The 17,354-nt window shown below is 68.6% G+C and carries 18 protein-coding genes; 10 read left to right on the top strand and 8 right to left on the bottom strand.

The features are described from left to right. The first annotated feature begins 34 nt into the window (after positions 1-34). The 7 genes from C454_RS09890 to C454_RS09920 all read left to right on the top strand — a co-directional run bounded on the left by C454_RS09890 (position 35) and on the right by C454_RS09920 (position 4,828). The gene (locus C454_RS09890; RefSeq protein WP_004975090.1) at positions 35-295 is read left to right on the top strand and encodes a hypothetical protein; all 261 of its coding nucleotides are present in this window, start codon (positions 35-37) and stop codon (positions 293-295) included. 105 nt (positions 296-400) lie between these two features. Beyond that, on the top strand, positions 401-1,393 hold the full coding sequence (gene cofD, locus C454_RS09895; RefSeq protein WP_004975093.1) for a 2-phospho-L-lactate transferase: 993 nt from the start codon (positions 401-403) through the stop codon (positions 1,391-1,393). After that, entirely contained in the window at positions 1,393-2,184 is a 792-nt protein-coding gene (locus C454_RS09900) for a tRNA-dihydrouridine synthase (RefSeq protein ID WP_004975095.1), read from the top strand. Before cofD ends, C454_RS09900 begins: the two co-directional genes overlap by 1 nt. Continuing rightward, on the top strand, positions 2,184-3,044 hold the full coding sequence (locus tag C454_RS09905; RefSeq protein ID WP_004975099.1) for a triphosphoribosyl-dephospho-CoA synthase: 861 nt from the start codon (positions 2,184-2,186) through the stop codon (positions 3,042-3,044). The genes C454_RS09900 and C454_RS09905 overlap by 1 nt, the downstream gene beginning before the upstream one ends. Then, entirely contained in the window at positions 3,041-3,742 is a 702-nt protein-coding gene (locus C454_RS09910) for a DUF447 domain-containing protein (RefSeq protein WP_004975102.1), read from the top strand. The genes C454_RS09905 and C454_RS09910 overlap by 4 nt, the downstream gene beginning before the upstream one ends. Before the next feature lie 24 nt (positions 3,743-3,766). Beyond that, positions 3,767-3,955 carry a 30S ribosomal protein S17e gene (locus C454_RS09915; RefSeq protein ID WP_004042417.1) on the top strand — a complete coding sequence of 63 codons (189 nt, stop codon included), beginning with the start codon at positions 3,767-3,769 and terminating at the stop codon, positions 3,953-3,955. 216 nt (positions 3,956-4,171) lie between these two features. Then, a complete protein-coding gene (locus tag C454_RS09920) occupies positions 4,172-4,828 on the top strand; it encodes a glycerophosphodiester phosphodiesterase (protein ID WP_004975104.1) in 657 nt (218 codons plus the stop codon). A gap of 36 nt (positions 4,829-4,864) precedes the next feature. Here the strand turns inward: C454_RS09920 and C454_RS09925 are convergent, their stop codons facing one another. The 7 genes from C454_RS09925 to C454_RS09955 all read right to left on the bottom strand — a co-directional run bounded on the left by C454_RS09925 (position 4,865) and on the right by C454_RS09955 (position 12,259). Then, the gene (locus C454_RS09925; protein WP_004975106.1) at positions 4,865-5,173 is read right to left on the bottom strand and encodes a hypothetical protein; all 309 of its coding nucleotides are present in this window, start codon (positions 5,171-5,173) and stop codon (positions 4,865-4,867) included. Positions 5,174-5,236: 63 nt separating this feature from the next. Further along, positions 5,237-5,506, bottom strand: a complete 270-nt coding sequence (locus tag C454_RS09930) for a hypothetical protein (RefSeq protein WP_004975108.1) — start codon at positions 5,504-5,506, stop codon at positions 5,237-5,239. After that, positions 5,503-7,047: an acyl-CoA carboxylase subunit beta gene (locus tag C454_RS09935; RefSeq protein WP_004975110.1), complete on the bottom strand. Its 1,545-nt coding sequence runs from the start codon at positions 7,045-7,047 to the stop codon at positions 5,503-5,505. Before C454_RS09935 ends, C454_RS09930 begins: the two co-directional genes overlap by 4 nt. A gap of 226 nt (positions 7,048-7,273) precedes the next feature. Next, a complete protein-coding gene (locus C454_RS09940; protein ID WP_004975112.1) occupies positions 7,274-8,692 on the bottom strand; it encodes a sodium-dependent transporter in 1,419 nt (472 codons plus the stop codon). A 172-nt stretch (positions 8,693-8,864) separates the two neighbouring features. Further along, positions 8,865-10,202 (bottom strand): sodium-dependent transporter, encoded by a 1,338-nt coding sequence (locus C454_RS09945; RefSeq protein ID WP_004975113.1) that lies wholly within the window; start codon positions 10,200-10,202, stop codon positions 8,865-8,867. Between the two features lie 251 nt (positions 10,203-10,453). Further along, positions 10,454-11,161, bottom strand: coding sequence for an SDR family oxidoreductase (locus C454_RS09950; RefSeq protein WP_004975115.1), 708 nt, complete (start codon positions 11,159-11,161; stop codon positions 10,454-10,456). A 132-nt stretch (positions 11,162-11,293) separates the two neighbouring features. Next, the gene (locus C454_RS09955; protein WP_004975117.1) at positions 11,294-12,259 is read right to left on the bottom strand and encodes an NADPH:quinone reductase; all 966 of its coding nucleotides are present in this window, start codon (positions 12,257-12,259) and stop codon (positions 11,294-11,296) included. Between the two features lie 277 nt (positions 12,260-12,536). Here C454_RS09955 and sucC point away from each other — a divergent pair, with 277 nt between their 5' ends. Next, a complete protein-coding gene (gene sucC / locus C454_RS09960) occupies positions 12,537-13,682 on the top strand; it encodes an ADP-forming succinate--CoA ligase subunit beta (RefSeq protein WP_004975119.1) in 1,146 nt (381 codons plus the stop codon). Beyond that, entirely contained in the window at positions 13,679-14,548 is an 870-nt protein-coding gene (sucD, locus tag C454_RS09965; protein WP_004975121.1) for a succinate--CoA ligase subunit alpha, read from the top strand. Before sucC ends, sucD begins: the two co-directional genes overlap by 4 nt. Positions 14,549-14,594: 46 nt before the next feature. Here sucD and C454_RS09970 read toward each other — a convergent pair whose 3' ends face one another. After that, the gene (locus C454_RS09970; RefSeq protein ID WP_004975123.1) at positions 14,595-14,888 is read right to left on the bottom strand and encodes a hypothetical protein; all 294 of its coding nucleotides are present in this window, start codon (positions 14,886-14,888) and stop codon (positions 14,595-14,597) included. A 159-nt stretch (positions 14,889-15,047) separates the two neighbouring features. Here C454_RS09970 and C454_RS09975 point away from each other — a divergent pair, with 159 nt between their 5' ends. Beyond that, the gene (locus C454_RS09975; RefSeq protein ID WP_049905077.1) at positions 15,048-17,354 is read left to right on the top strand and encodes a methyl-accepting chemotaxis protein; all 2,307 of its coding nucleotides are present in this window, start codon (positions 15,048-15,050) and stop codon (positions 17,352-17,354) included.

The raw sequence follows: 17,354 nt of genomic DNA on the forward strand, positions 1-17,354 counted from the left end.
AAACCGTTTCACTCGGGGGCGACGAGACGCTGACATGAGTCTCCGCTCGGCGCTCGGAAACGCCGTCGGCTACGCGCTCCTCGGCTTCGCCTGTCTCTCCGTGGCTTTCGCGGGCTACTGGGCCGCGATGAGCGCCTTGACCGGCGTGACTGCCGGGCGCGTGATGTTCGTCGTCTCCGGCCTCGGAGCGGCCGTGACGACCGGCTTTTCGGGTTATTTCGTCAGGAAGGCGGTCGCCGGACAGGTGATGCCCGCTGAGTTCGACGTGTCGGTGGCCTACCGCGGCGGGCCCTGACGAGGGCTTCGTCGGTCTCCGCGGCCGTATCGACCGCGTGGACCGCGACCGGCCGTCGTCTCCGGTGAAGGAACTTTCAAACGGACACTCGCCCTACGGCGCACCATGGTCACCTTCCTCGCCGGGGGTACGGGCACCCCCAAACTCCTCGACGGGGCCGCCGGGGTGTTCGACCCCGCCGAGACGACCGTCGTCGCCAACACCGGCGACGACGTGGAACTCGGCGGCCACCTCGTCTGTCCCGACGTGGACACCGTCCTCTTCGCCGGCGGCGGCGTCCTCGACACCGACCGCTGGTGGGGCGTCGCCGGCGACACCACCGCGACCGACGACGAACTCCACCGGCTCGCCGACGCGGCCGGCCTCGAACCCGGCCCGCGATACCTCCCCGAGTCGGCCCAGACCACCGGCCGCGACATCGCCCGCTGGCGTCGCTTCTCCGGCGTCGCGGAGTTCATGGAAATCGGCGACCGCGACCGCGCGGTCCACATCACCCGAACCTCGCTTCTCGACGAAGGGGACACGCTGACCGAGGTCACGGAAACCCTCGCCGACGCCTTCGACCTCGACGCGTCGCTCCTCCCGATGAGCGACGACCCCGTGGCGACGCTGATTCACACCGACGAGGGGACGATGCACTTCCAGGAGTACTGGGTCCACCGCCGGGCAGACCCCGCCGTCCGCGACGTTGAGTTCCGCGGCGCTGCCGACGCGACCGTCACCGACGAGGTCGCCGACGCCCTCGCGGACCCCGTCGTCGTCGGTCCCTCGAACCCGGTCACGAGCATCGGGCCGATGCTCGCCATCGACGGCTTCGCGGACGCCCTCGCCGACACGCCGGTCGTCGCCGTCTCGCCGTTCGTCGAGGACACCGTGTTCTCCGGGCCCGCCGCCGACCTCATGGAGGGCGTCGGCTACGACCCCTCGACCGCGGGCGTCGCCGAGGCCTACCCCTTCGCCGACGCGTTCGTCCTCGACCGCGACGACGGCACCGACCTCGACCGCCCGGTGGTCAGAACCGACACCCGAATCGACGGCCCGGAAGACGCCGAGCGCGTCGCCCGCGCCGTCGCCGAGGCGCTCGCGGAGGTGTCGTGATGTTCGACCCGCGCGTCGCCGTCGCGAGCCTCAGCGGCGAGTCCGACGCCGCGTGGGCGGACGCCGCGGCACCGCACGTCGGCGCGGCGTTCCTCGGCGGCGTCGCCCTCGACGACGCCTCGCAGGCGGCGGCCCGCGAACTCGTCGCCCGCGGGCGCTCGGAGTTCCTCGCCGACGACCCGGTCGCCTTCGTCTCCGACCAACTCGCTTCCCTCGCCGGATTCGACGGCGAGGACCGCTTCGTCGCGGTCAACGTCAGGGCGACCTCGCCGGCCCCGATTCGGGAGGTCGCGGCCGTCTGCGCCGACCGCGGCGCGGGCGTGGAGATAAACGCCCACTGCCGACAGGACGAACTCCGCGCCGTCGGCTGCGGCGAGACGCTCCTGCGCGACACCGACCGACTGGCCTCGTACGTCGCCGCGGCCGCCGAGTCGGGCGCGCCGGTCGGCGCGAAAGTCCGTGCCGAAATCGACGATGTGGACCTCCCGAGTCTCGCGGTCGCGCTCGCCGACGCCGGAGCCGACTGGGTCCACGTCGACGCGATGGACTCCGAGGCCGTGATTGCCGACGTGGCCGCCGCCGCGCCCGAACTCTTCCTCGTCGCCAACAACGGCGTCCGCGACCGCGAGACGGCGACCGAGTACCTCGATTACGGGGCCGACGCGGTGAGCGTCGGGCGGCCGAGCGACAACCCGGCGGTCCTCCGCCGGGTCCGAACCGCCGTGGACGACTGGTTCGGTGGCCGCGAGGACGCGGCCGATTCGGGCGACGAGAGCGGGGTGTCCGCCTGATGGTCGCGCCCGTCTCCGACCGCGGGTTCGGCCCCGCGCGCCACGCCGAACTCGCGCTCCTGCTCGAAGTCGCCGGCACGCCCAAGCCGGGGAACGTCGACCGCCGCCGCGACCTCTCGGACCTGCACTTCGAGCACTTCCTGACGGGCGCGGTCGGCTCCGCGGCCGGCCTCGGACTCGCCGCGTCGGGCGCGCCCGTCGGCGAGGCGTTCGAGGAGGCGGTCGCCGGCATGAGCCGACAGGGCGGCGGGAACACGCAGTTCGGCTGTCTCCTGCTTCTCGCCCCGCTCGTCCGGGCCGCGGCCGACGGCGACCGAAACCTCTCGCCCGCCGGGGCGACCGACGTGGTCGAGTCGACCACCGTCGCCGACGCGGTCGATTTCTACCGCGCCTTCGAACACGTCGACGTGGCCGTCGGCGACGTGCCCGAGGACGCCCCCGACCTCGACGTTCGGCGCGGCGGCGACGCGGCCGACGCGCTCCGGGACCGCGAGTTCACGCTCTACGACGTGATGGACCTCAGCGCCGAGCGCGACGCCAACGCCCGCGAGTGGGCCGGCGGCTTCGCCCGGACCTTCCGCGCGGCCGAGGCCATCCTCGCCGACGACGGCCCCGTCACCGACCGCGTCGCTCGCGCGTTTCTCGACCTCCTCGCGGAGGAACCGGACACGCTCGTCGCGACGAACCACGGCGAGGCCGTCGCCCGCGACGTGATGGACCGCGCGGCCGCGGTCTCGGACCTCGACGAGGCCGAGGAACTGGCCGACGAGTTCGTCGCCGAGGGAATCAACCCCGGCACGACCGCCGACATCGTCTGCGCGGCGACGTTCGTCGCGCTGGAGCGGGGGGTCCCGCTGTGAGCGACGACGAGACAGTGGACGCGGGACGTCGAGCCGGCGACCGCGACAGCGACGACTGGCCCGTCGAACTCCGCGGCGTCACCGAGACGGTCGTCGCCACGCTCGGGCCGAACGACCGGTGGAACTTCGCGGCGCTCGGCGTCCGCGCGCCGGAGTCCGACGCCGGAACCGACGATAGCGGCGGCTCGGCTACCGGCTCTCCCCCGCCCGCGACCGCGACGACGTGGGGAAACACCCGAACCCGTCGGAACTTCCACCGGCAGGGGGGCGGCGTCGTCCAGTTCGTCTCCGACCCGCGGGCGTTCGTCGAGGCCGCGATGACCATCTACGAGCGAGACTCGCCGCTCCTCGATTCGGCCGACGCGTGGGCCGAAGTCGAGGCGACCGCGGTCGATTCCGGCGAGGACGGCGGGACCGAGTGGGAGGAATGGGAACTCCGGCCCGTCGATGCCGCGGTCGAGCAACGCCGACCGTTCACCATCAATCGCGGCTTCGGCGCGGTCATCGACGCGACGGTGGCGGCCTCGCGCCTCGACGTGCCGGCGTTCGACACCGACGACCTGCTGGACCGGCTCGCGTACTTCGCCGAGACGGTCGGGAAATGCGGCGGGGAAAGAGAGCGCGAGGCGTTCGCGCGAATCGACGAGTTGACGGGCTGGCGCGAGCGGGCGGCCGCGAGACGGAACGAATCGTTTTAGTGTTCGTCCGGGGAATCTTCCGACATGGCAATCAAGCCCAAGTACGTCAAGCAGCTTGGTAACATCCTGCTGGAGCGATACCCGCAGGCGTTCAACACGGACTTCGAGACGAACAAGGACAGCGTCGAAGAACTGACCACGGTCGAGTCGAAGGGCGTCCGCAACCGCATCGCCGGCTACATCACGCGCAAGAAGGGCGGCCAGGGCGCGTAAGTTCGAGTCAGTCGATTCTCTCTGCGAACACATCTTCTCCAGCCCGCGCGGAGCGGCCGCGCCGGTCCGCGCGCGACGGGCCGCGCGACGCCCGCACGGCTCGGTCCCCAGTAAACGATTCCCGTACGAACTGCTCCCCACCGTTCCCCTCCGCTCACCATCGCTTTCGACCGGTCCGGAGGAAGCGTTTAGTCCGCCCTCCCGCGATGCACCGACATGCGCGTCATCGGTCACCGCGGCTGTCCCGCCCTCGCCCCCGAAAACACGCTCGCCGCCTTCGACGCGGCCGCGGCGCGACTCGACTGGGTCGAACTCGACGTCCGGCGCTGCGGCTCCGGCGAACTCGTCGTCTTCCACGACGAGACGCTCGACCGCCTGACGGGCGCGACCGGCCGCGTCGCCGACACGAGTCTCGTTGACCTGCAAGAACTCACCGTCGGCGACTCCGACGAGTCGATTCCGACGCTCGCCGCGGTGTTCGACGCCCTGCCGGACCGCGTCGCGGTCAACGTCGAACTGAAGGTGGCCGGCCTCGCCGACGACCTCGCCGCCGTCGTCGGCGACGCGGGAAACGAGGTGCTCGTCTCGTCGTTCGACGCCGAGGCGCTCCGCGAGGTGCGCGAGACGACCGCGCTCCCGGTCGCCTTCCTCTTCGCGGCCGACTGGACGGAGTCGCTGTCGGTCGCCGCCGACCTCGACTGCGCGGCCGTCCACCCGCACTACGACCTGCTCTCGTCGGCGCGGGTGGACGAGGCGCACGGCCGCGGCTTCGAGGTCAACGCGTGGACGGTTCCCGACCGCGAGGTCGCGCGGCGACTTCGAGAGTACGGTGTGGACGGCGTCATCGTCGACGACCCGAAACTCGCGGAGTGAACTACCGAGCATCGACCGCCGGCTACTGACCGCCGGTTACCGAGACCGAGTCCGAGCGTCGCCGCGGAACGCCTGAAACGCCGTCTGGTCCCGTTTCACACCGAGCGCGAGCGAGAGGAGGGCGACGACGACGCAGACCCCGACCGCGACAGACGGGAGGACGCGATCGTGAATGTAGCCGTTCGCCATCCCGAGTTCGACGCAGGTCCCGGCGAAGACGGCGGCGAGCGCCGCGGAGACGAAGTCGGGTTCGCCCTCGTCGGCGTAGTGTGCGGCGGACGCGACGGCGGCGAACCCGGCGAGGACGGCGTTGAGAAACAGCCAGACGAGCGCGGTTTGGGCCATATTGGTCCGACTGATGTCGGACGAGAATGTATGCGTTCTGTCGTGAAACTGCAGTCCTCAGACTCAGAACCGGTCGGTGCGGCCCGAGGCGGCCCACGCGTCGGTCGGCGCGCCGGTGGGGACGCGACGGCCACAGCCGGTGACCGATTCGAGGCGACCGGCGTAGCGCCAGCGCTGCTCGTTCCACGTCTCCTCGCCGTCCGCTGCGGCCGCGGCGGCCGCGGCGACCGACTGGTCGTGGAGGTGCGCGCCGACGGCGGCGGCGATGGCCGCGGCCTCCTCGGCGTCGGCGTCGTCCGGAATCGACAGCCCAGACAGCAACTCCCCGCTCATAGCGGGATGTTGCCGTGTTTCTTGTCGGGTTGGGACTTTCGCTTGGAGTTCAGCATCCGGAGGTCCGAGATGAGGCGCTCGCGGGTCTCGCCGGGTTCGATGACGTCGTCGATGAAGCCGCGGTCCGCGGCGGTGTAGGGGTTGGCGAACTCCTCGCGGTACTCCTCGATGAGTTCGTCGCGGCGGGCGTCGGGGTCGTCCGCGGCGTCGAGTTCGTCGCGGTAGAGGATGTTGACCGCGCCCTGCGGGCCCATCACGGCGATTTCGGCGGTCGGCCACGCGTAGTTCACGTCCGCGCCGAGGTGCTTCGAGGCCATGACGTCGTACGCGCCGCCGTAGGCCTTGCGCGTGATGACGGTCATGAGCGGCACCGTCGCCTCGGAGTAGGCGTACAGGAGCTTCGCGCCGTGGCGGATGATGCCGTTGTGTTCCTGGTCCGTGCCGGGCAGGAAGCCGGGCACGTCCACGAAGGTGAGGATGGGGATGTTGAACGAGTCGCAAAAGCGGATGAAGCGCGCGCCCTTCTCGGAGGCCTCGATGTCGAGGGTGCCGGCGTTCACGCGGGGCTGGTTGGCGACGATGCCGACCGAGCGGCCGTCGAGGCGGCCGAAGCCGACGACGATGTTCTTCGCGAAGTCCTCCTGGACGCCGAAGAACGAGCCCTCGTCGAGGACGCCGTCGAGCACGTCGTGGATGTCGTAGGGCTTGCGGGGTTGGTCGGGGACGACCTCGGCGAGGTCGTCGTCGACGCGTTCGGGGTCGTCCCACGGCTCGACGCGCGGGGGGTCTTCGACGTTGTTCTGCGGGAGGTACGAAAGCAGGTGGCGGATGTCGTCGAGCGCCTGTTCTTCGGTGTCGGTGGCGAAGTGGGCGACCCCGCTTGTCGAGGTGTGCGTCGTCGCGCCGCCGAGTTCGTCGAAGGTGACCTCCTCGCCCGTGACCGTCTTGATGACGTCCGGGCCGGTGATGAACATGTGGCTCGTGTCGCGGACCATGAACGTGAAGTCCGTCAGCGCGGGGGAGTACACCGCGCCGCCGGCGCAGGGGCCCATGATGGCCGAAATCTGCGGGATGACGCCGGACGCCTCGGTGTTGCGGCGGAAGATTTCGCCGAAGCCGCCGAGCGACTGGACGCCCTCCTGAATCCGCGCGCCGGCGGAGTCGTTGAGACCGACGACGGGTGCGCCGACCTCCATCGCCTTGTCCATCACCTTGCAGACCTTCTCGGCGAACACCTCGCCGAGCGAGCCGCCGAAGACGGTGAAGTCGTGGGCGAAGACGAAGACGGTCCGGCCGTCGACCTCGCCGTAGCCGGTGATGACGCCGTCGCCGGGCAGTTTCGTCTCCTCCATCCCGAACTTGTGGTTGCGGTGGGTCCGGAACTGGTCGAACTCGCGGAAGGTACCGTCGTCGAGGAAGTAGTCGATGCGCTCGCGGGCGGTCATCTTGCCCTTGTCGTGCTGGGAGGCGATTCGGTCCTCGCCGCCGCCCTTCAGGGCTTCCTCGCGCTTCTCGCGGAGTTCGTCGATCCGGTCTTCCATCGTCATGCCAGACCACCTTCGCTCATTGGAGCAACGGTCCGCAGTCCTCGGTCAAAGGAGTTCCGCAATCCGGCAACCCTTACTTCGACAGTTGTCGAAGAATAGGTGGAACAATCATCATAGTTAGCGACGCGAAGCACTCCCCACGTTCGCGTCGGTCGAAAACGGAGCAAAGGGAGCAGTCGGAGTCGAGTCAGCGCCCCGAACGCGGCCGGGAGAGCCCCACTCAGACGACCGAGTTGGGCTGTCGCAGGCCCAAGAAAGCGGCGGCGGACGCGACGACGGCGACGCCGACGGTCGGCCAGAAGCCGATGGTCGTGTCCACGCCGAAGTGCGTGAGGAGCGTGAAGACGAGGAACAGCGGGAGGACGACGCCGACGGCGAAGAGCCACGGCGTGCCGAGAGACTTCGAGAACTCGCCCGCGCCGGCGGCGAACTCCTCGAGCGCCTCGCGGCCCATGACCCAGCCGACGAACAGGAGGAACGCGGCGAGGCCGGCGGTCAGGAGGACGTTCACGAGCGGGCCGGCGACGAAGCCGAAGATGCCCGGGTTGAACGCGCAGACGGTTCCGGTGACGGCGACGAGCGCGGTCATCCCGGTGACGGCGCGTTTGCGAGAGACGCCGTACTCGTCGACGAGGAACGCGACGGGGATTTCGAGCATGCTGATGGAACTCGACAGCGCCGCGAGCGTCACGACGGCGAAGAACGCGGTGGCGATGAGCGTCCCCGCGGGGAGCTGCGAGAACGCCCCCGCGAGGCCGACGAACAGCGCGCCCGGTCCGGTCCCGGTCTCGGTCGGGTTGACGCCCTGCGAGAACAGGAGCGGGAAGACGACGAGACCCGTGATGACGCCGACGCTCGTGTTGAGGACGGCGATGGCGCTGCCGTCGAAGGGAAGCGAACGGTCCTCGTCGAGGTACGAGGAGTACGTTATCATCGTGCCCGCGCCGAGCGAGAGCGTAAACAGCGCCTGTCCGGCGGCGGGACCGAGGATAGCGAAGAAGTTCTCGGTGATGACCGAGGGGTCGAAGCGGAGGAAGAAGGCGTAACCGGCGGCCGCGTTAGGCTGGGTCGCGGCCCAGGCGGCGAGGCCGGCGAGCAGGACGAGCACGGCGGGCATCATGATTTTCGTGCCGAGTTCGATGCCCTTGCGGACGCCCGCGAAGACGATGAGCGCCGTCAGTCCGAGAAACAGGAGGTGGTAGAGCGCGGCGTCGACGCCGGCGGAGACGCCGCCGAAGTACTGGCCCGGATTCGTGAAGTACGCGGGGCTGCCGCCGACGACCGCGGCCCCGCTTTCGAGGAGATACCGGATGATCCACCCGCCGACGACGCTGTAGAACGAGAGCAGCGAGATGCCGGTGACGACCGAGAACGCGCCGACGACGCCCCACGTTTTCGACCCCGAGAGGTCCCGGAGCGCGCCGACCGGCGACTTCTTCGCCCGGCGACCGATGACGAACTCGCCGAGCAGACCGGGGACGCCGACGAGGAGGACGATACCGAGATACACGACGAGGAACGCGCTGCCGCCGTTTTCGGCGGTCTGCCACGGGAATCGCCAGATGTTCCCGAGGCCGACCGCGCTGCCGACGGCCGCGAGGATGAACCCGAGCCGTGTTGCCCATGTTTCTCGTGTCATTGACACCCATTGCCAGTCCACCGGTAAAAGGGCTTTCGAACCAACGATACGTCATCGGAGAAATTTAACGGTTTTGAGTGGTCTACGCGTGAAAATCACCGTCGAATAGCCGAGAAAAACGCACCGCTACCGACGATTCCTAGGCGCGATGAAAGCGGGACCGGTCGCCGCCTCAGAGGGGCGGAACGATGGCCGGGCTCTCGCCGAGGAACAGCGTCTGAAGCCCGAGGGCGAGCGTCGCCACGACGGCGACGATAACGAGCGTGCGGACCAGCCAGAGCCACGTCAGGCCGACGCCGTCACCGAGTCCGCTGCCCTTCATCAGCTCGTCGATGGCGGGCGCGCCGTAGACCCACGCCGCGAAGACGAGGATGCCGAGGACCGAAAGCGGGAGCAGCAGTTTGTAGGCGAGCGTGTCGAACCAGCCGAGCCACGCGGTGTCGATTGCCGACGGGACGCCGAGCAGGAAGATGACGCCGCCGAGACCGACGGCCATCTGCGGGCGGGAGACGTCGTAGTTGTCGATGGACCACGAGACGACGACTTCGAGGAGGCTGATCGCAGACGAGAGCGCCGCGATGAGCACGACCACGAAGAAGACGAGGCCGATTATCTGGCCGCCGGGGATGTCGGCGAACGCGCCGGCGACGCTGATGAACACCGCGCCCGCGCCGCTCGTGTTGGGGTCGATTCCCTGGGCGAACAGGAGCGGGAGGACGACGAGACCGGCGAGGATGCCGACGAAACTGTTCAGGAAGACGATGGTGATACCGTCGCCGAACAGGCTCTGGTCGCCGTCGATGTAGGAGGCGTAGGTTATCATCGCGCCCATGCCGAGCGACAGCGAGAAGAACGCCTGCCCGACCGCGAAGGGGACGATGTCGGCGAAGTTCTCCGTGAGCGCGTTGAAGTCGGGCGAGAGGAAGTACGCGTAGCCCGCGGACGCGCCGGGGAGCGTGAAGGCGAAGGCCGCGAGCACGCCGAGGATGACGACGATGCTCGGAACCATCAGTTTCGTCGCCTTCTCGATGCCGTCTTCGATGCCGGCGGCGACGATGCCGACGACGAGCGCCATGAACACGGCGTGGAGCGCGAGCGCGTCCATCCCGGCGGACACCTGACCGAAGTACTCTGCCGGGGCGGCGAAGTACGCGCCGGTCAGGCTGCCGCCGATGTACCGGAGGACCCAGCCGCCGACGACGCTGTAGTACGACAGAATCCAGAAGCCGGTGAACAGGCCGATAGCGCCGACGACGCGCCATTCCTTGTAGCCGAGCTTTTCGAAGGCGTTGATGGTGTTCAGGTTGGTCTTGCGTCCGATGACGAACTCGGCGAGGATGGCCGGGAGGCCGATGCCGAGCGCCGCGATGATGTAGACGATCAGGAAGGAGGCACCGCCGAACTGAGCGGTCTTGAACGGGAACTGCCAGATGTTCCCGAGGCCGACCGCGCTGCCGACGGCCGCGAGGATGAACCCTGCCCTGGTTGCCCACGTTTCACGTTCGGTCATGTCTATCACCCTGTTGCCGATGTGGGTGTGATAAATGACGCGGTATGCCGTCGCATATCGGAGCGAAAATCGACATAATTCTCCAACCAACTATAGGATGTGGCACGTTCGTCCGAATTCAGGCCTCGATTAGCCTCATTTTTCTAACGAGTGTCGTGTTCGTGAATCCCTTGCGTACCGCGTAAAAATTCGCGCGCACCACAACGAATGTCATACCCTATCGTGGCGAATGTTGCCACGAAACAGGGGCGTCAGGCCTCGCCGTACACCGGGACGGCCGCGCCGCTCGTCACGGGGGTCGCGTCCGAACAGAGCGCGAGGACGGTCCGGGCGATTTCCTCGGGTTTCACCCACTTCTCGAAGTCGGCGTCGGCCATCATCTCGCGGTTCATCGGCGTGTCGATGACGCTCGGCATGACCGCGTTCGCGCGCACGACGCCGCGGTTCTCCTCGGCGATGGTCTCCGTGAGCAGGCGGACGCCCGCCTTCGACGCCCGGTAGATTCCGTCGCCTTCGCCACCCTCCAGCGACGAGCGGGCCGAGACGCTCACGACGGATCCCTCGGTCTCCCGGAGGTGCGGAATCGCGTGTTTCGACGCGAGGAACATCGTCTTGAGGTTCACGTCGAACAGGAAGTCGAACGTGTCCGCCTCCGTCTCGTCGACGGGCGTCCCGCCGCGCCACGTCCCGGCGATGTTGGCGAGGTGGTCGAGGCGGCCGAAGTCGGAGGCGACCTCGCCGACGACGCGCGCCACGTCGTCCTCGTCGGTGAAATCACCCTCGTAGAATCTGACACCCTCGGACTCGAAAAAGCCGTCCTCGTCGTCGGGTTCGACCACGTCCGCGGCCGCGACCGACGCGCCCGCCTCGTGGAACGCGCGAGCGATTGCGCCGCCGAGCGCGCCGCTCGCGCCGGTCACGAGAGCCACGGTTCCGTCGAAATCGAATGTCACGTCCATGCGCGTGCAATTAGTGCGCACGGGACATAATTCGGTCGCGGCTGTGTGCCCGTCGGCGACCGGCCGCGTCGTCACCCTTCCGCGTCGGTGACCGCCTGCCCGGATTGCCGCGGGCACGACGAGGCGGTCCGGTCAGGGCGTGATGACCAGTTTTCCGAGGAAGCTGTCTTCCATGACCGCGCGGTGGGCCTCGGCGGCCTCGTCGAGGTCGTAGGTCCGCGCCACGTCGATTTCGAACTCGCCCGCGCCCATCTGGCCGGCGAGCTCGCGCAGGGGAGCCGACAGGTCGGGCGTGTTGAACATGCTCATCATCGTGAGCGAGAGGTCCTTACCGCGGGCCGACGACGACAGGTCGAAGCCGACTTCCGGGTCGTTCTCGCCGATGCCGACGACGCGACCGCCGTGGGCGGCCACGTCGGCGTCGAACTGGAGGTAGTCGTCGAGTCGGTGGTCGAGCGTCAGGTCTACTCCGTCGCCCGTCGCGGCGTCCACGACGGCGTCGGCGAGGTCGTCGCGGGCGTAGTCGAGAACCACGTCCGCGCCGAGTTCGGCCACGCGGTCGTGGTAGTCGGGCGCGGCGGTGGCGACGACGCGAGCGCCGGACGCGGCGGCGAGCTGGACTGCGGCGTGACCGACGCCGCCGGAGCCGCCGTGAATCAGGACGGTGTCGCCGAGTTGCATCCCGCCGTGGTCGACGAGGGCGCGCCACGCCGTGACGCCGGCGACGCCCGCGCCGCCGGCCGCGACGAGGTCCACGTCGTCCGAGAGGACCGCGAGCCGGTCGGTCGGGACGGCCGCGAACTCGGCGTAGCCGCCGTAGTGGTCCTTGCCGATGCCGGTGCCGACGACGTGGTCGCCCTCCGCGAAACCGGAGACACTGGACCCGACCGCCGCGACCGTTCCGGCCACGTCGACGCCGGGAATCATCGGCATCGCGAAGGGCTGGTACGAGCCCTCGCGGAAGTACGTGTCGACGGGGTTGACGCCCGCGGCCGCGACTTCGACGAGGACCTCGCCCGCCGCCGGGTCGGGCGTGTCGATGTCGTCTACCTGAAGCACGTCGCGTCCGCCGTGGTCGTGGAATCTGACAGCGCGCATGCCGAACGATGGGGTCGGACGGGTGATAAATTCGGACGACTCGGGGCGAATCGCGGCGACACCGACGGCGGCTTGCTCGGCGCGTTCGACCTCCGAGATTCGTACGTGCAGGCGTACGTCTGCGTATCCTGTAGACTTATCCGATTTTATTCCGGATAAATTATGAATTCCGAGGTTAATTCGGTCATGAGTGAGCCTCTCCGGCGATTTTCACCTGTCGGCTCTGAACGGAGATGAATGGGATTTAAGCGCGTGCCTTTCCCTCCCACGCATGGTAATGAAGCTTCACGAATACCAGGCGAAGGATATCTTCGCAGAGGCTGGGATTCCGGTGCCAGAGTCCCGTCTCGCGTCGTCGGTAGAGGAGGTCATGGAGGCGGTCGAGGAGATCGGATACCCCGCCGCCATCAAGGCGCAGGTACACGTCGGTGGGCGTGGCAAGGCCGGTGGCATCAAAATCGCCATGGACGAGGACGAAGCTCGACAGGCCGCGGAGGACATCCTCGGGATGGACCTCAAGGGCTACACGGTCGACCGGGTGCTCGTCGAGGCCGGCGTCGACTTCGAAAACGAACTGTACGTCGGTATCACGATGGACCGCAGCGAGGGCAAGCCCGTCGCGATGGTCTCGACGGAGGGCGGCGTCAACATCGAGGAAGTCGCGGAGGAGACCCCCGAAGCCATCGCCCGCGAGCACATCGACCCCGCGTTCGGCCTGCACCCCTACCAGGCCCGCAAGGTCGTCTTCGAGGCGGGCATCCCCCGCGACGTGGCCTTCGACGTGGCCTCGTTCCTCACGACGCTGTACGACCTCTACGAGTCGAACGACGCCTCGGACATCGAAATCAACCCCGTCATGATTACGTCCGACCGCGACATCGTCGCCGCGGACGCCGTCATGAACATCGACGACGACGCCCTGTTCCGTCACGACGACCTCGCGGCGATGGAAGAGGACGCCTACGAGAACGACCTCGAGGCCAAGGCCGGCGAGTACGGCTTCGACTACGTCCGTCTCTCGGGTAACGTCGGCATCATCGGCAACGGCGCCGGTCTCGTCATGACGACGCTCGACCTCGTGGACTACTTCGGCGGCGAGCCCGCCAACTTCCTCGACATCGGCGGCGGCGCGAAGGCCGAGCGCGTGGCGAACGCGCTGGACATGGTCTTCTCCGACGAGAACGTCGACTCCGTCGTGTTCAACATCTTCGGCGGCATCACCCGCGGCGACGAGGTCGCCAAGGGTATCAACGAGGCGCTGGAGAGCTTCGACGAGATTCCCAAGCCGGTCGTCGTCCGCCTCGCGGGCACGAACGCCGAGGAGGGCATGGAGATTCTGAACACGGACCTCGTACAGGTCGAGGGGACGCTGGAGGACGCCGTCCAGCGTGCCGTCAAGAACGCACAGGAGGTGTCCCAATGAGCATTTTCGTCGACGACGACACGCGAGTGGTTGTACAGGGTATCACGGGTGGCGAAGGCAAGTTCCACACCCGCCAGATGATTGAGTACGGCACGAACGTCGTCGCCGGGACCTCCCCCGGGAAGGGCGGTCAGGACGTCGACGGCATCCCCGTCTACGACACCGTCGAAGAGGCCGTCGACGAGGAAGACGCCAACGCCTCCGTCGTGTTCGTCCCGCCGGCGTTCGCCGGCGACGCCATCTTCGAGGCGCTCGACACGGACCTCGACCTCGTCGTCGCCATCACCGAGGGCGTCCCGACGCAGGACATGGCCAAGGTCAACAAGCGTCTGTCGGAGACCGACACGCGCCTCATCGGCCCCAACTGCCCGGGCATCATCACGCCCGGCGAGGCCAAACTCGGCATCCTCCCCGGCAACATCTTCGAGGAGGGTAACGTCGGTCTCGTCTCCCGCTCCGGTACGCTCACGTACCAGGTCGTCTCGAACCTGACCGAGCGCGGCATCGGCCAGACCACCGCCATCGGCATCGGCGGCGACCCCATCATCGGCACGTCGTTCGTCGACGCCCTCGAGGCGTTCGAGAACGACCCCGACACCCACGCCGTCGTCATGTGCGGCGAAATCGGCGGCGAGGACGAAGAGCAGGCCGCGAAGTACATCGCGGAGAACATGGACACGCCGGTCGCCGGCTTCATCGCGGGCCGCACGGCACCGCCGGGCAAGCGTATGGGTCACGCCGGCGCTATCGTCTCCGGTTCGGGCACGGGCACCGCGGAGTCCAAGATTTCCGCCCTCAACGACGCGGGCGTCCCCGTCGGCGACACGCCCAACGAGGTCGCCGACCACATCGAAGACTTCCTCTAAGCCCGCTCGAACGCGGTTTTCGACTCGCTTCGATTCTTTTTCCCACCTATCGCAACGTCGCGCCGCACAGCCCACAGCGTCCGCCGTCGGCCGCGTTCGGCACGCCGCACTCCCGGCAGACCGCCGTTCGCCGGCGCGATTTCTCCCGTGCGGACCGCAGGAACGTCGTCGGGTCGACCGCCGTCCCGGTCGGCCCGCCGCCCTCGTCGACTCTGTCGAGGACGCGCTCGACGAGGTCGTCCTCGCGCATGGCGTCGAGCAGTCTGACGAACCCGACGAACAGGAGCGACGGCGCGACGATACAGAAGCCCGCCACGAGCAGGCGGAACTCGGTTTCCATGTGGCTTGCTAGCGTTCGACAGACGTATGGTTGACGCTCGTGTCGCCCGCGGGAACTCGCGCGCGCGTCGGCGGTTCGTAGGCCGTCGCCGCCGACTATATTATCTAGATTGATACTCAGGTGCGCGGATTTATGCACCGCATTCCGGTCGGTACGGTAATGGCCGAGAATCTCGTTTTGGAGGCCGAATCACGGCTTCCTGATGCGATTACGGAGAGCTACACGCGGCGGCTGGTCGCCGCGATGCTGCTCGTTTCAGTCCTCGTCGCCGGCGTCGGAGTCGTCCAGTATCAACAGACGGCATCCACGATAGACGAGGACGCCCGCGCCGACCTCCTCACCGAGGCCGAACGCGAGGCCCTGCAGGTGAACACGTGGTTCGACGAGCGGACCCGCCTCGCGACCATCGTCGCCGACGACCCCTCCGCCGGGAGCACCCTCGACGGGCGGTCCTCGGCGACCCTGACGGCCGCCAAAGAGGACATGCCCGCCGACGTGGCCGCGCTCCACTTCGTCGACACCGAGACGACGACCGTCCTCGGCTCGTCCGAGGAGGGCGCGGTCGGGACGACGCTGTTCGAAAGCGGGTCGCTTCCGCTCCCCGCGAGCGCCGACCTCTCGGACGACGGCGTCGAGCGGACCACCGTCTACGTCGAAGACGGCGTCGCCTACATGGGCTTCGTCGCGCCGCTTCCGTCCATCGAGCCCCGCGCAATCGTCCTCGTCGCCGAGGCGTCCTCGCTCGGGGCCGCGCTCGACGGCAACCACATCGACGGCGGCTTCACCCAACTCGTCACGACCGACGGACGCGTCCTCTACGACGGCGGCGGCGGCCAGTCGAACGTCGCCTACCCCGCCGCCGAGGCGTCCGAACTCGACGCCGCCTTCGCCGGCGCGACGGGCGTCTCCCGCCTCGCACCCGTCGAGGGCTTCGTCTCCTCGCCGCACGTCGTCGCGCACGTCCCCGTCTCCGGCGGCGTGCTCCTCCTGCACGCGCCGGCCAGCAGCGTCTTCGCGCTCTCCCGGAGCGTCGGCCTCCAGATTGCGACGCTCCTCGCGCTTTCGATGCTCGGCTTCGTCGCCTTCGCGCTCATCGTCCGCGGGAACACCGCGCTCCCGCTCGTGGACCTCGCGTCGACCGTCTCCGCGCTCCGCGACGGCGACCTCGACGTGGAACTCGAAACCGACCGGCGAGACGAGTTCGGGCAGGTCGTCCGCGGCGTCGACAACCTCCGCGACGACCTCCGCGACCAGCGGGCCGACGCCCGCGCCTACAGCGAGGCGATGACCCGCGCGGCCGACGGCGACCTCCGCGTCCGCCTCCCGACCGACTCCGAGAGCCGCGATATGGCGACGGTCGCCGCCGCGTACAACGAGATGATGGACGACATCGAACAGACCGTCGGCACGGTCAAGACCTTCGGCGAGGACGTGGCGACGCTCGCCGACCGCGTGGCCGACCGCGCCGACGACGTGTCCGCCGCGAGCGAGGAGGTGTCCGCGTCGGTCCAGCAGATTTCCGAGGGAGCGAGCGAGCAGACCGACAGCCTCGTCGCCGCCGCCGACGAGATAAACGACCTCTCCGCGTCCATCCAGCAGATAGCGTCGTCGGCCGACGAACTCGTCCGGCTCACCGAGGAGGCCGAGGCGCGCTCGCTCGACGGCCAGACCGCCGCCACCGACGCCCTCGACGACATCGACGCCGTGCGCGCCGAGACGGAGGCGACCGTCGACGAGGTCCGCGAACTCGACGACCGCCTCGCCCGAATCGAGGACATCGTCGAGGTCATCACCGACATCGCGGAACAGACCGACATCCTCGCGCTCAACGCGAACATCGAGGCCGCCCGCGCGGGCGAGGCCGGCGAGGGCTTCGCCGTCGTCTCCAACGAGGTCAAACAGCTCGCACAGGAGACCAAGTCCTCGGCGGGCGACATCGAGTCGCTCGTCGCCGAAATCGAGACCCAGCGCGACGCCGTCGTCTCCCGCATCGAACGCATGCGGGCGCAGGTCGAAGAGAGCGCGACCTCGGTCGACGAGGCGCTTTCGTCTTTCGACGGTATCGTCGAGCGCGTCGAGGAGACGACCGCGAGCGTCCACGAGATTTCGGACGCGACGGGCAGTCAGGCCGACTCCTCCCAGGAGGTGCTGTCGATGACCGACGAAATCGCGGGCATCTCCGAGGAGACCGCCGCCGAGGCCGAGAACGTCTCCGCGACCGCGGAAGAACAGAGCGCCGCGCTCGTCGACGTCAACGGGGACGTGCGCGAGCTCTCGTCGCACGTGAGCCACCTCGACGACCTCCTCGACGCCTTCGAGGTCGACGACGGGGGCGAGGTCTCGGCGACCATCGACGACGTGCTCGGCGACGCGGCCGCCGGGTCCGGCGCGAGCACCGACCCGACCCAGTCGCGCGCTGAATCCACCCCCCAACCCGAGCGAGAACCCTCGCCCGCGGACGACTGA

The organism is Haloferax gibbonsii ATCC 33959 (genome assembly GCF_000336775.1).
In the GTDB taxonomy this organism is placed as follows: domain Archaea; phylum Halobacteriota; class Halobacteria; order Halobacteriales; family Haloferacaceae; genus Haloferax; species Haloferax gibbonsii.

Bases quoted from the DNA above. Each gene is read 5' to 3' on its own strand.
- C454_RS09915 (WP_004042417.1), top strand. From the start codon at position 3,767: ATGGCAATCAAGCCCAAGTACGTCAAGCAGCTTGGTAACATCCTGCTG.
- C454_RS09950 (WP_004975115.1), bottom strand. From the start codon at position 11,161: ATGGACGTGACATTCGATTTCGACGGAACCGTGGCTCTCGTGACCGGC.
- C454_RS09930 (WP_004975108.1), bottom strand. From the start codon at position 5,506: ATGAGCGGGGAGTTGCTGTCTGGGCTGTCGATTCCGGACGACGCCGAC.
- C454_RS09955 (WP_004975117.1), bottom strand. From the start codon at position 12,259: ATGCGCGCTGTCAGATTCCACGACCACGGCGGACGCGACGTGCTTCAG.
- sucD (WP_004975121.1), top strand. From the start codon at position 13,679: ATGAGCATTTTCGTCGACGACGACACGCGAGTGGTTGTACAGGGTATC.
- C454_RS09920 (WP_004975104.1), top strand. From the start codon at position 4,172: ATGCGCGTCATCGGTCACCGCGGCTGTCCCGCCCTCGCCCCCGAAAAC.
- sucC (WP_004975119.1), top strand. From the start codon at position 12,537: ATGAAGCTTCACGAATACCAGGCGAAGGATATCTTCGCAGAGGCTGGG.
- C454_RS09905 (WP_004975099.1), top strand. From the start codon at position 2,184: ATGGTCGCGCCCGTCTCCGACCGCGGGTTCGGCCCCGCGCGCCACGCC.
- C454_RS09975 (WP_049905077.1), top strand. From the start codon at position 15,048: ATGGCCGAGAATCTCGTTTTGGAGGCCGAATCACGGCTTCCTGATGCG.
- C454_RS09890 (WP_004975090.1), top strand. From the start codon at position 35: ATGAGTCTCCGCTCGGCGCTCGGAAACGCCGTCGGCTACGCGCTCCTC.
- C454_RS09935 (WP_004975110.1), bottom strand. From the start codon at position 7,047: ATGGAAGACCGGATCGACGAACTCCGCGAGAAGCGCGAGGAAGCCCTG.
- C454_RS09970 (WP_004975123.1), bottom strand. From the start codon at position 14,888: ATGGAAACCGAGTTCCGCCTGCTCGTGGCGGGCTTCTGTATCGTCGCG.
- C454_RS09925 (WP_004975106.1), bottom strand. From the start codon at position 5,173: ATGGCCCAAACCGCGCTCGTCTGGCTGTTTCTCAACGCCGTCCTCGCC.
- C454_RS09940 (WP_004975112.1), bottom strand. From the start codon at position 8,692: ATGACACGAGAAACATGGGCAACACGGCTCGGGTTCATCCTCGCGGCC.
- cofD (WP_004975093.1), top strand. From the start codon at position 401: ATGGTCACCTTCCTCGCCGGGGGTACGGGCACCCCCAAACTCCTCGAC.
- C454_RS09900 (WP_004975095.1), top strand. From the start codon at position 1,393: ATGTTCGACCCGCGCGTCGCCGTCGCGAGCCTCAGCGGCGAGTCCGAC.
- C454_RS09945 (WP_004975113.1), bottom strand. From the start codon at position 10,202: ATGACCGAACGTGAAACGTGGGCAACCAGGGCAGGGTTCATCCTCGCG.